Origin of the sequence: uncultured Algoriphagus sp. (assembly GCF_963974835.1) — a bacterium.
Classification (GTDB): Bacteria; Bacteroidota; Bacteroidia; order Cytophagales; family Cyclobacteriaceae; genus Algoriphagus.
In genome coordinates this window covers 192,456-204,527 of record NZ_CAXBET010000006.1, presented here as the reverse complement: position 1 = coordinate 204,527, position 12,072 = coordinate 192,456, and the positions used below count along the sequence as shown (strand labels likewise).

General features: G+C 39.9%; 10 protein-coding genes and 1 tRNA gene. 6 read left to right on the top strand and 5 right to left on the bottom strand.

All coding sequences use genetic code 11. The annotated features are described in order from the left end of the window. The first annotated feature begins 79 nt into the window (after positions 1-79). The 5 genes from AACZ73_RS13685 to AACZ73_RS13665 all read left to right on the top strand — a co-directional run bounded on the left by AACZ73_RS13685 (position 80) and on the right by AACZ73_RS13665 (position 4,585). On the top strand, positions 80-850 hold the full coding sequence (locus AACZ73_RS13685) for an SAM-dependent chlorinase/fluorinase (RefSeq protein WP_339878647.1): 771 nt from the start codon (positions 80-82) through the stop codon (positions 848-850). Then, on the top strand, positions 850-1,149 hold the full coding sequence (locus tag AACZ73_RS13680; protein WP_339878645.1) for an antibiotic biosynthesis monooxygenase family protein: 300 nt from the start codon (positions 850-852) through the stop codon (positions 1,147-1,149). The genes AACZ73_RS13685 and AACZ73_RS13680 overlap by 1 nt, the downstream gene beginning before the upstream one ends. 89 nt (positions 1,150-1,238) lie before the next feature. Continuing rightward, a tRNA-Leu gene (locus AACZ73_RS13675) sits at positions 1,239-1,320 on the top strand. 348 nt (positions 1,321-1,668) lie between these two features. After that, complete coding sequence (locus AACZ73_RS13670) at positions 1,669-3,063, top strand: toll/interleukin-1 receptor domain-containing protein (RefSeq protein WP_339878643.1); 1,395 nt, start codon at positions 1,669-1,671, stop codon at positions 3,061-3,063. Positions 3,064-3,067: 4 nt separating this feature from the next. Then, a complete protein-coding gene (locus AACZ73_RS13665) occupies positions 3,068-4,585 on the top strand; it encodes a hypothetical protein (RefSeq protein WP_339878641.1) in 1,518 nt (505 codons plus the stop codon). A 547-nt stretch (positions 4,586-5,132) separates the two neighbouring features. On the opposite strand, the gene AACZ73_RS13660 is transcribed toward AACZ73_RS13665, so the two are convergent. Genes AACZ73_RS13660 through AACZ73_RS13650 form a run of 3 tightly spaced genes read right to left on the bottom strand, consistent with a single transcriptional unit; the run spans position 5,133 to position 7,926 of the window. Then, the gene (locus tag AACZ73_RS13660) at positions 5,133-6,428 is read right to left on the bottom strand and encodes a TRAP transporter large permease (protein WP_339878640.1); all 1,296 of its coding nucleotides are present in this window, start codon (positions 6,426-6,428) and stop codon (positions 5,133-5,135) included. Further along, entirely contained in the window at positions 6,428-6,916 is a 489-nt protein-coding gene (locus AACZ73_RS13655) for a TRAP transporter small permease (protein WP_339878638.1), read from the bottom strand. The genes AACZ73_RS13660 and AACZ73_RS13655 overlap by 1 nt, the downstream gene beginning before the upstream one ends. A gap of 23 nt (positions 6,917-6,939) precedes the next feature. Further along, on the bottom strand, positions 6,940-7,926 hold the full coding sequence (locus tag AACZ73_RS13650; protein ID WP_339878636.1) for a TRAP transporter substrate-binding protein: 987 nt from the start codon (positions 7,924-7,926) through the stop codon (positions 6,940-6,942). Between the two features lie 398 nt (positions 7,927-8,324). Between AACZ73_RS13650 and AACZ73_RS13645 the strand changes: the two genes are divergently transcribed. Beyond that, on the top strand, positions 8,325-9,971 hold the full coding sequence (locus AACZ73_RS13645) for an altronate dehydratase family protein (protein WP_339878635.1): 1,647 nt from the start codon (positions 8,325-8,327) through the stop codon (positions 9,969-9,971). Here the strand turns inward: AACZ73_RS13645 and AACZ73_RS13640 are convergent. Further along, positions 9,968-11,008: a Gfo/Idh/MocA family oxidoreductase gene (locus AACZ73_RS13640; RefSeq protein WP_339878634.1), complete on the bottom strand. Its 1,041-nt coding sequence runs from the start codon at positions 11,006-11,008 to the stop codon at positions 9,968-9,970. The two genes, AACZ73_RS13645 and AACZ73_RS13640, sit on opposite strands and share 4 nt — an antisense overlap. Continuing rightward, a complete protein-coding gene (gene yiaK, locus AACZ73_RS13635; protein WP_339878633.1) occupies positions 11,008-12,018 on the bottom strand; it encodes a 3-dehydro-L-gulonate 2-dehydrogenase in 1,011 nt (336 codons plus the stop codon). Before yiaK ends, AACZ73_RS13640 begins: the two co-directional genes overlap by 1 nt. Positions 12,019-12,072 lie beyond the last annotated feature (54 nt).

Sequence of the window (12,072 nt, the reverse complement as noted above, 5' to 3'; positions counted from 1 at the left end):
AAGGTAGAAGAATAAAATTTCTATTTTTGTTCCAACCCCTCCTAAACAAAAGTACATAAATTTTAATTGACTTGCTTCTATGGCATTGGTGACATTCCTCTCAGATTTTGGGGACAAAGATTACTACGTACCGGCAGTAAAAGCTAAAATGCTCGCCGTAAATCCACAGTTAAACATCATCGATATTTCTCATAATATCGAGACATTTGATATAGCTCATGCAGCATTTGTATTGCGATCGACTTTCAGGGAATTCCCAAAAGGGACCGTGCATCTGGTATCTCTAAACACGACAGGGAGTATCACCCATGGATATATTGGTGTGAAGCTGGAGGAGCATATTTTTATTGGGCCGAATAATGGAATATTAAGCTTATTGGCAGATCATGATCCCGGCATTCTGGTTCAATTTGCAGATATCCATTTGAAAGATTCTACATTCCCTACGAAAGATATTTTGGCACCCATCGCTGCGAAGGTAGCAAGTGGTGCTGCAATCCATGATTTTGGCGGACCTCTGAAAAACTTCCGCAAGCTGATGTCCCGTCACCCAAAGGCCACGCGAGAGCATATTATAGGACATGTATTGCGTGTGGATCGCTATGGCAATCTTATTACTAATGTGAATAAAGAGGTTTTTGACAAATTGAATCCAGGCAAATTCACCATAGAATTCGGTAGAGAGTCTGTGGCAAAATTACACAGTGGATACGATCAGGTGGAGCCTGGAGATTGCTTCGCTTTCTTCAACAGTGTCAATCTATTGGAAATTGGGATCAATCATGGTCATGGAGGAGATTTACTTGGATTGAAATACGATAGTGTTGTTTATGTGACTTTTCATCCTTGATGCTGATTCGCATAGTAAGAATGACTTTCCAACCAGAAAGGGTAGCTGATTTTCTGCAAAACTTTCATGCAAATAAGAAATCTATCCGCAATTTTCCCGGATGTCATCACTTAGAACTTTGGCAAGACGAAAATGACAAAAATATTTTCCTGACTCACAGTCACTGGGAAAGCGAAGAAAAGCTGAATCAATACCGTGACTCTGAGCTTTTTAAAACCGTTTGGACATCTACAAAATTACTCTTTTCAGAAAAACCCGTGGCTTTCAGTTTAAAAAAGATAGAAGATGTGGAAAAATGAGTTTGTAGAAAAAAGATTCTTTCCTCATATTTGCATCCCGTTACGCAAGTGACGGAGCCAAGTCAGGTGAAAGGCCAGACTTACCGAATGCCCAGATGGCGGAATCGGTAGACGCGTTGGTCTCAAACACCAATGCCGCAAGGCGTGCCGGTTCGACTCCGGCTCTGGGTACAAAAGCTCGCTGCAAAGCGGGCTTTTTATTTTTAATTTCCCCAGACTTTTAATTGCTTTTTCATCGGACCTAAATCAACTCTCAATTTTCTCTCGGTTCCTCCAAACCATAAAGCCTTGCAAGTTGAAAGAAAAATGTTAAGGAGATGATCCAAAGAATACTTAAAGAAAAGCTTATTAACAGCTTGAGAAACATGATCGGCCAATCCAATAAAAATCGTTGTGCAAATAATCAGAACTCGTAGTTTAAACGATTGGACTAATGTATGTTAACATTCGCTATTTATCCACTAGTAAGTTTACTAAAAGATTAAGTAGTATCTTAGTTCATAATCCCTTTAATCAATAATGAGAGACACAATTTTTATCAGCCACGCCACCCCTGAAGACAACGAATTTACAATTTGGTTAGCATCGAGACTTGAATTACTTGGGTATAAGGTATGGATAGATAAAAAAGAACTTTTGGGTGGCGAGACTTTTTGGGAAACCATTGAATCCGCGATAAAGATAAATGCCACTAAATTCTTACTTGTTTACTCTAAACATATTTGTTATCCGAACAGTACGGAAATAAAAGCGGGAATTCAAAAGGAAATTGATTTTGCGAGGTCGGTGATGGCTGACGATAACTTAAATGATTTCTTTATAATTCTTCATATGGATGATACTGGTTACGATCTTTTTCCAGGTTCAAGAGATCTCAACCAGATTGCGTTTAGCGAAAATTGGGCAGAAGGTCTGACTGTTTTACAAAAAAAATTGATTAGGGATAATGTAGTTAAAGCCAATTTTCATGACATGGATGAAGCTGCTACATGGTATCTAAATAATTATATTGTAAAAAATCCGATCGTTGAAAAAAAGGAATTGTATTATACGAACTGGTGGAGCGTAAAGTCACTACCAACTTCATTTTTTATTTTGAGATTCACAAATGAAAAGCAGGCTTCGACTGTAGCATCTTTGAATGATGGATGTTTGTTAGTTCAAGATTCTAATTGCATTACAACATTTAATAAAGATCTTAAAGTAGACATAAAAGATAATTTTGGGACGACTCAGATAAAGCCGGTAGATATATTTGAAATAAAAATAGGTGATCTTATTCTGGGTTATGAAAAGGAGAGTTTCCCCTCTCACCGAGACGCAGAAAATCATTTAAAAAAACTATTTAAACGATCGTTGCATAGTTATTTCAAAAGTAAAAAGATGTTTTGGTATGACATGTCTAATAAGAATCTTGCATATTACCATACGTATTCAAGTCTTCCGACTTCTAAAGTTAAATTTGACTTTCCGTATCGCGCAGATGTTAAATCAAAAACCAAAAATCTCATAGGAAAACATTTAGATGTTGGAAAATGGCATTTTGCTGTTTCTGCGAAAACCGCACTAGCTCCTTTTGTTGGATTTCATTTGAAAAGTCATATAATATTTAGCAAAAGTGGATATCAAGCTATTGAAAATAAAGACATACAGCATTCACATCGTCGAAAAAAAGGAAAGCTAATGTTTAATGAAGAGTGGCGTGATCTTTTATTGGCGTTTATGAAAAGTATTGAAAATAGCGATGGAAATATCATTTTGAGCACAAGCACCGAAACCGATATAATAATGAAACCAAGTGTTGAAACGTTTTGGTCAGATTTCGGCTATATCGACCCTAAAGATTGGAAACGACAAGAACTTTTTGTACAGCCAGACCGAGACGATATGGATGAAGAGCCTGAATTAGAATAGTGATATGATATTAGAACCTGAATTGTTTTTCATAATCGAACCTGAACTTTCTTTCGGCCATAATCAGCGAACGGCTGACCCAAGAGACGGTCTAATGTTATTTGGCCCACATGATAGTGAGCGAATTAAGGGGCAAATAAACATTGGTATTATTGGTTGTTTAACTCAACGTGAACGGCTTAAATCTTACCTTAAAAGGATTCATCAGGCAGTGGGATCAGCTGACCCTGACATTGCAAGGCCATTTTTTCCTGGTTTAGAAGCCGCGTTTGGAGTTCATATTAATTTTGACAACCTCATCGAGATTAATGTAAATGAAGGTGAGGTAACTAAATATCTGCAATATTCAGACGGCCATCAACGAGTACATAACTTATCGAACTTGTTTGCAGATGAGCTTATCAAATATCATCAACAAGAAGAACGACCTGTCAACGTGTGGTTTGTAATTATACAGGACGACATTTTCAAATTTGGTCGACCAAAGTCCAAAATACCTAAGTCCCCTCAAAACATTAGGCTAGGTTTGAAGAAGAAAGAACGTAACACATCCGCACCTTTTTTATTCGACTTTTTTAATGATTTGCAAGAGGCCTATGACTACGAGGTCAATTTTCATAATCAAATAAAAGCCAAATTATTAAATGATAAAATTGTAACCCAAATTTTAAGAGAAAGTACAATTGCTTATCAAGAAATATGGGAAGATGAAAAGAAAATTTCACAACAACGCATATTTGATAGTGCTAAAGCCTGGAATATAGCTACAACATTATACTATAAAAATGGCGGGCTACCATGGCGCCTTGGCGATATAAGGGAAGATGTATGTTATCTTGGTCTAGTCTATAAAAAATTAAATGACGATCCTCAAAACCGAAGTGCTTGTTGTGCTGCACAAATGTTTATTGACTCGGGAGACGGAATGGTATTCAGGGGCAATATAGGAGATTGGTACAATCCTGATACAAAAGAATTCCATATTACCAAAGACGATGCTGCAGATATGATTAGTCAGTCCTTAGAAGCTTTTAAAGATAAATTAGGTAAGGGAAATTATCCAAAAGAAGTTTTCATCCACGCTAAAACCCTTTTTGATGATGACGAATGGTCTGGTTTCACTCAAATGGCGGCAGGAAGATCGCAAATTATTGGTGTTCGTATCCAAAGTACGAGCCAGTTTAAGCTCTACCGGGATCACTCATTTTGCGTGCCTAGAGGCATGGCTATGAAAACAGAAACCCATAAGGCATATTTATGGACAAAGGGATTCATACCTCGCTTACAAACTCAAGTCGGTTTAGAGACCCCTAATCCTATACTAATTGAAATAACCCGCGGATCAGCAGAAATACAACAGGTTTGCAAAGACGTACTCGCCTTAACCAAATTAAATTACAATGCTTGTATTTTTGCCGATGGCCAACCAGTAACCTTACGCTTCGCCGACTCAATTGGTGAAGTGCTTACGGCCGGAAAAAATGTAACTACTGCAATTTTGCCTTTTAAACACTACGTATAATCCACTAATTTTATCCAAAGAAGTGTTTTTTCATTTTATCATTTTTTTGATTCAAGTAGTCTGACGAAGGTTTCTAACATTCATCAAACCACCTAATACTTGCTGTCATCTTATAAAATCTTTAACTTTTAAATCTTGAACTATTGTCTCAATTACCCGCAAATATGCTCTGAAACGCTGAAAATATCCCGGCCCTCCTAAAAAAGGCCCACATTCATGCAAGCCTTTCAGATTTCATAATTCTAATTTCAAACTTTAAGTCCTCCTTCAAAATATCCATTGGAGGCTGATTGATTATATTCTTACCATTGAGCCAGCCTAGGACAATCTTCAAACCAGTAATGGATAAGTAAAGTAACTAAGCTTCTATCCAAGCCCCTCGGAAATGGAAAATTGAAACGAATTCACTAAGCAACCAAGTAGTCCCCAAAGACAGTAAAATCCCTGACAGCGACGCTAAACTCAGAGATGTTGAATACCAATATTTTAGTAGCAATACTGAAAAATGCCATAAACTTAATCAAATAGCTGATACCCCCTAAATTTCTTACACCCCAAATACTCTTGGAAGCCAAAGTGTGATTTCCGGGAAAAGCATAATTAATATCAATGCCAAAATCATTGCAAAATAGAATGGAAGCATAGGCTTCATGATCTTCTGAATGGTAGTGTTTGCCACTCCCACTCCAATAAATAGTATAGAGCCCACTGGGGGAGTACAAAGTCCAATACACAGGTTAAGCACCATCATGATACCAAAGTGGACTGGATCTACTCCCAAGGCTGTCACCACAGGTAGGAATATAGGAGTGAATATCAATACCGCCGGGGTCATATCCATAAAAATCCCCACAAAAAGTAGCAGCAAATTGATCATTATCAGGATGATAAAAATATTATCACTCAATCCCAGAAGTGCATTGGAGATATTTTGAGGAATTTCCTCGCTGGACATCACCCAAGACATCGCCATGGAAGTGGCGATCAAAAGCATCACTACTGCTGTAGTCTCTGCTGATTTCAACAAGACTGAAGGCAGGTCTTTTACTTTCAATTCTCTATAAATCATGGACAATACCAAGGAGTAAACCACCGCAATAGCAGAAGCTTCAGTCGCAGTGAATACTCCCCCGATAATCCCACCTATTACGACAATAAGAAGGAATAAACTTGGAACTGCCTCCCAGAACGTTTTCAAAATCAGACTCAATGAAGAGCTTTCACCTGCAGGAAGTTTATGAATTCTTATCATAATTGCCGCTGTGACCATAAGCATCAGCCCAACCAAGAGACCTGGCAAATAACCTGCAACAAACAAAGCTGCCACAGATACTCCACCTGATGCAAGAGAATACACTATCAATACATTGGAAGGGGGAATGATCAATCCTGTGGTGGAAGAAGTAATATTCACTGCCGCTCCAAGTTCTTTTGGATACCCTTCTTTCTCCATCCTTTTACCCAAAATACCGCCCATTGAAGAGGCAGCTGCCACAGCCGAACCTGCAATCGCCCCCATTAACATCGCTGCAATGATGTTCACGTGAAGCAATCCTCCCCGCATTCTGCCTGTCAAGGCTTTTGCAAATTCTATCAGTCGATTGGCTATCCCTCCCCGGTTCATCAATTCTCCTGCAAGAATGAAAAAAGGAATTGCCAATAAGGAAAAACTGTCCAAACCTGTCCCCATACGCTGGGCGATGGTCGTGATTGCCGGCATAGTCTGCACTGTTACCATTAGGGTTAGCATGCTGGAAAGTCCAAGACTCCAAGCCACTGGAACGCCTATTCCTAGAAAAAACACGAAAGAAAGTACTAATACTAATACGCTTAAAACCTCCATTACACAGCAGATTTAACAGTGGTCAAAAATTTAATTGAGACTAACTGGTAATAAATAACCAATAGCCCGCTAAAAGGGATTATTCCATAAATATATGCCAGAGGAATCTGGAGAACTGCTGATTTTTGCTCTAGGATAAAAGTCAAGTATACAAGATTTGAGCCTCCAATCACCATTACCACCAGTCCAAAAATCAGAATGCAGGAATTGATCAAAATCATCAATTTATCCTGCGCTTTTTCTTCCAGTTTGGTGAGGAGAATATCTATGGCCAAATGCTCATTTTTACCCGCTACGTAAGCAGCTCCAAGCATACCTACCCAGATCAACATATAGCGTGAAAGTTCGTCTGTAAATGAACTTGGATTTTGAAAAATGTAACGGGAGACCACCTGCCATGTGACATTAAGTACCATTAACGCCATCAAAACAACTAGGAAATGGGCTATCCATTTGTCCAGATTTAGCTTGGTTTGGGGTGAAAACATAGGTTGATACTTTGGGTTAAGTATTATTTAACTGCGCGGATTTGCTCCACAATTTTATAAATTTCTGGTTGCTGTACCTGGAGATCAGAATACATGGACTCCACAGCTTCCCTAAAAGGCTCCTTATCAGGATAGGTAATGGTTACTCCTGCCTTTTTCATTTCACTCAATGATTCCTCTGTAGACTCTGCCCATACTTTATACTCGTATACAGCAGATTCATCAGCCGCTTCCTGAAGCCACTGTTGCTCCTCTTTATTCAGGCTTTCCCATACTTTGGTACTTACTATCATCACATCAGGAAGTGCAGTATGCTCATCTATACTGTAAAACTTGCACACCTCATAATGCTTGGAAGTATAGAGACTCGGTGCATTATTTTCCGCACCATCTACTATTCCTTGCTGCAATGCAGTGTAAAGTTCCCCATAGGAAACTGGAGTGGGTGAACCTCCAAGACTTTTTACCATGTTGGAAGCAGTATTGCTTTCCATTACCCTGATTTTTAATCCCGAAAGATCCGCAGGCGTTTCTACCGGCTTTGTTTTAGTATAAAAACTACGTTTGCCAGCATCATAGTAGCAGAGACCTCTCAATAAATATTTCTGAGGATCTAGCAAAAGCTTTTTGCCTATCTCCCCGTTCAAAACTGCTAACTGATGTGCATCATCCCTGAAAAGATATGGCATCCCAAAAACCTGCATGGTCGGAGCAAAACCTTCCAATGCCGCTGAAGACACTTTTGTCATGCCCAAACTTCCTATCTGTAGTAATTCTACAAGCTCACGCTCACTACCCAACTGTTGATTTGGGTAAACTTTTACCACCAATTTCCCTCCTGATTTTTCTTCTACTTTCTTCGCTAAAAAAAGCATGGATTCATGAACAGGGTGTGTTATCCCAAGCCCATGACCAAGTTTGATGATTCTTTTTTCGCTGGTGGACTGGCACGAAAAAAAGACCATTACTGCGGCACAAAAGGAAATTAGTTGAAGTATTTTGATTTTCATCTGCATATTAACTTTGTCATTTCAATTTCAGATGGAATCTCGCAAGGTAGATAGTCGCTCCAATGTATGACGTTTTTCGTCATGCTCGATTTCATGGGTTTATTGAACGTAAAAACATACTATACAATAATAGGTGTTTCTAAGCTTATATGTTAGGTTGATTTACGGAATCGATTTAGTCTTTCTGATTAATGGTATATCTAGCCTAAGAATAGAATTGAAGTTATTAAAATAAAAATCCCGCTAACTCATAACTCTAGTTTGAGAATGGAATCTTTTGATTTTGCCCAGCTTATAAGAGTTTCATTTTTTACTAACCATTTCCGTTATTGCGTAAGAATAATTTGAATTGCGCAATCGATTGCGCAATCGATTGCGCAATATAATGATAATTTCCAATGAACCATAAAACGTTACAAATTCATCCCAAAGACAATGTTTTGGTCGCTTTGCAGGACCTAATTTCCGGTGATACTGTCGAACATAAAGACTTAAAAATCATTCTCAAGGACAATGTTCCTGCAAAACACAAATTCGCTATCAACGACTTAACCAAGGGCGAGCAGGTCTACATGTATGGAGGAATTGTAGGCAAAACTCTTTCAAATATTCCCTCCGGAGGAGTTCTTAGCACCCAAAACGTAACTCACGAAGCGGAGGATTTTGGTAAAAAATCTGGCGATTATCAATGGGATGCTCCTGACATCAGCAAATTCAAGGACAAAAGTTTTATGGGTTATCACCGTCCCGATGGACAGGTAGGAACAGGAAATTATTGGTTGGTCATTCCGATGGTTTTCTGCGAAAATAGAAACGTGGATATCATCAAAGATGCTTTTCTGGAGGAGCTTGGTTTTGGTAAGCCAAATCCATTTAAAAAGATGGTTAGAGAAATGGCCAGCCTCTATAAGTCCGGACAAAAGGATTCTTTCGATACTGTCGCTGTTGAGATATTTGCAGAAAAAGCTGAAGAGAAACTTTTTGAAAATATAGACGGAATTAAATTCCTAAATCATCAAGTGGGTTGTGGCGGCACAAGAACTGACTCTCAAGCTCTGTGTGCTCTTATAGCTGGCTATATCAATAATCCAAATGTAGCTGGGGCAACAATCTTAAGCTTAGGCTGCCAAAATGCTCAGTCTTCTTTTATGGAGGAAAAGCTTCGCCTAATCAATCCAGATTTCAAAAAGCCTTTGATCATTCTGGAACAGCAAGTAGAGGGAACTGAGCAGCAGATGCTCACCCGAGCAATCAAGGAAACATTTATTGGAATGGCTGATGCGAATACTCAAACACGTCAACAAGCTCCTTTGAGCAAATTGGTTGTGGGCTTGGAGTGTGGTGGATCGGATGGATTCTCCGGAATCTCAGCAAATCCTGCTGTAGGGTATGCCGCTGATTTGATAGTTGCATTGGGTGGAACAGCCATACTTTCTGAATTCCCAGAGCTTTGCGGAGTGGAGCAAGAGCTGATTAACAGATGTGTATCTGATGAAAAGGCTGAACGTTTTTCCACATTGATGCGGCTGTATGCCGCTGCTGCTGAAGCTTCAGGTTCCGGCTTTGACATGAATCCAAGCCCAGGGAATATCAAAGACGGTCTGATCACTGATGCAATGAAATCTTCCGGCGCCGCCAAAAAAGGTGGTACTTCTCCAGTAACCGATGTACTCGATTATGGAGAATACGTAAATACACCGGGTTTAAATTTGCTTTGTACCCCTGGAAATGATGTAGAAAGTACAACTGCAATGGCCGGTGCCGGCGCAAATATGATCCTTTTCACGACAGGCCTGGGCACTCCTACAGGAAATCCGGTAACTCCTGTAATCAAAGTTTCCTCCAATCACAAGCTAGCCGAGCGTATGCCTGATATCATAGATATTAATACAGGATTTGTGATTTCCGGAGAGAAAAACATCCAGCAAATGGGCGAAGAAATCCTCGAGAAAGTAATCAAAGTAGCCAGCGGAGAAGAAAAGTCGAAAGCAATGATTCTCGGCCAAGATGACTTTATCCCTTGGAAAAGAGGTGTTTCGCTTTAGGCATGATCTATAAAAGGGAGTTCTACTTCCTTTTCTAGTTCTGAAGACTTATAAATGGCTCGGATCAATTCAACTGATTTCCGGGCCATATTTCCTTCTACCAATACCGGTTCATTATTTTCTACAGCATGTAGATAATGCTCCCATTGAGCTTTGTGAAGCGTATGGCCAATTGCCATAGGATCAGCTGCCCCAGAACCAGAATTAGTATCAGCAATAATTGGCTCAGGCTCTTCTCCTTGAATACTCCATTGAGTCAGTTTTCCGGCTTCCAAAACGGCGCTTCCACATTTTCCAAAAATCTCCAATCGCTCAGGTAAGCCTGGATATAAAGCCGTCGAAGCCGTAATATTTCCCAAGGCTTTATTCTCAAAAGTCACCAAAGCTGCCCCCAGATCTTCTCCTTCTATAGGATGTAGCGAGGTTTTTACTTTTGCAAACACACACTTCACATCACCCATTATATCGAGTAACAAATCAAAAGTGTGAATCCCCTGATTCATAAACGCTCCGCCTCCATCTCCTTCCAGCGTTCCTTTCCATGGGCTATTACTGTAATATTCAGGAGCTCTGTACCAATTCACATGAGCATTTCCCATTAGAAGTTTCCCAAACCTGCCTTCCTGGACCGCTGCTTTGAGTTTTAAATAATCCGATGAAAATCGATTTTGGAAAATCACCCCAAGCTTCACTCCATTTTCTTCACAAGCATCGATCAACTGATCTGCTCTAATCAAATTGATTTCAATAGGCTTTTCTATCAACAAGTGCTTTCCCGCTTTAGCCGCTAGTAAACCAGCCTCCATGTGATTTCCGCTTGCGGTGCATATGCATACAATGTCGAGCTCTGGATGTGTCAAAAAAGCGGAAACATCGGAGTAAGTATCAACCCCGAATTTGTCCTTGGCAACTTTTGCCCGATCGGGTGAACTACTGCAAAGTGCTACCAATTCCGCATTTTCGATTTCCTTGATCGCATCTGCATGCTTGCCTGTTATTGCACCTGTTCCAACTATTCCTATTTTAAATTTTCGCATTATTTTAATTCATTTTGAAGCTCGTCCCAAAGTTTTTCAGAGATCGGAACTCCATTTTTTAGATTTTTATTTCGGGTTTCCAACGTGTTTTCTCCTGGGAATCTGACTGATTTCCCGTCAAAAGTCGATGAGTTTTTCAGGTCTTCAATCAGCGCATCAGCTTTAGTTTCCATCCATTCTGTGAGCTCAAGTTTAGCTGGATCGAAGCAAAGAAAAACCTGCGAAACAGCACTTTCATGTCCAGACTTTCCCACTTCAAATGAAGCATTTCCTCCAGAAAGAACAGCTGCCAACAAATCCAACACCATACTAAGACCTGAGCCTTTCCAAAGTCCAATCGGCAATCCCAAATGATTATTAATTACTGTTCCTGGGTCCTTAGTTAGATTTCCATTATCATCAAATCCGGCTTCAAAGGACATCTGCTCACCTTTATCTTTTGCTATGCTAAGCTTTCCGTAGGCAAATTGTGTAAAAGCCATATCAAGAACTACTGGTCCTTTTTCCCTAGGAACCGCGATGACCAGGGGATTATTTCCAACTTTTGGTTCACTCCCGCCCCAAGCAGGCATATTGGGAATGGTATTGGTGAAGCAAATCCCAATACATCCAGCTTCCACAGCCTGCCAACCGAAATTCCCACCACGCATCCAGTGGTTGGTGTTTTGCAGCGTGACACAGCTGATTCCAAATTCCTTGGAAAGTTTGACGGCTCGGTTCATAGCAAAGTCAGCATTAAGATTACCCACACCTTGCTGCCCGTCCCAGCGCTCAAACATCGCCAATTGACTTAATGCAATGGGTTCCTTGTCAGGAAAGACCAACCCTTTTTTGATAAAGTCCAGAAAAAGGAAAAAGCGATTTACGCCATGTGAGCGTACTCCATCCAGATCAGCTTTGGCAAAAAGTAAACCACATCGCTCTGCCCGCTCTTCTGAAAATCCGTATTGAAGCAATATTTCTTTCAGAGTATTACTAATCTGTTCGAAGGGAATTAAAAGATCGGCCATTGAAAAGTTGGATTCTAAGAGTGATATCCCCTAAGATAAAATCAATGATTCACT

What these genes read in the sequence shown, in the direction of transcription:
- AACZ73_RS13680 (WP_339878645.1), top strand. Translation starts at nt 850, where the DNA reads ATGCTGATTCGCATAGTAAGAATGACTTTCCAACCAGAAAGGGTAGCT.
- AACZ73_RS13685 (WP_339878647.1), top strand. Translation starts at nt 80, where the DNA reads ATGGCATTGGTGACATTCCTCTCAGATTTTGGGGACAAAGATTACTAC.
- AACZ73_RS13655 (WP_339878638.1), bottom strand. Translation starts at nt 6,916, where the DNA reads ATGTTTTCACCCCAAACCAAGCTAAATCTGGACAAATGGATAGCCCAT.
- AACZ73_RS13665 (WP_339878641.1), top strand. Translation starts at nt 3,068, where the DNA reads ATGATATTAGAACCTGAATTGTTTTTCATAATCGAACCTGAACTTTCT.
- AACZ73_RS13660 (WP_339878640.1), bottom strand. Translation starts at nt 6,428, where the DNA reads ATGGAGGTTTTAAGCGTATTAGTATTAGTACTTTCTTTCGTGTTTTTT.
- yiaK (WP_339878633.1), bottom strand. Translation starts at nt 12,018, where the DNA reads ATGGCCGATCTTTTAATTCCCTTCGAACAGATTAGTAATACTCTGAAA.
- AACZ73_RS13650 (WP_339878636.1), bottom strand. Translation starts at nt 7,926, where the DNA reads ATGAAAATCAAAATACTTCAACTAATTTCCTTTTGTGCCGCAGTAATG.
- AACZ73_RS13640 (WP_339878634.1), bottom strand. Translation starts at nt 11,008, where the DNA reads ATGCGAAAATTTAAAATAGGAATAGTTGGAACAGGTGCAATAACAGGC.
- AACZ73_RS13645 (WP_339878635.1), top strand. Translation starts at nt 8,325, where the DNA reads ATGAACCATAAAACGTTACAAATTCATCCCAAAGACAATGTTTTGGTC.
- AACZ73_RS13670 (WP_339878643.1), top strand. Translation starts at nt 1,669, where the DNA reads ATGAGAGACACAATTTTTATCAGCCACGCCACCCCTGAAGACAACGAA.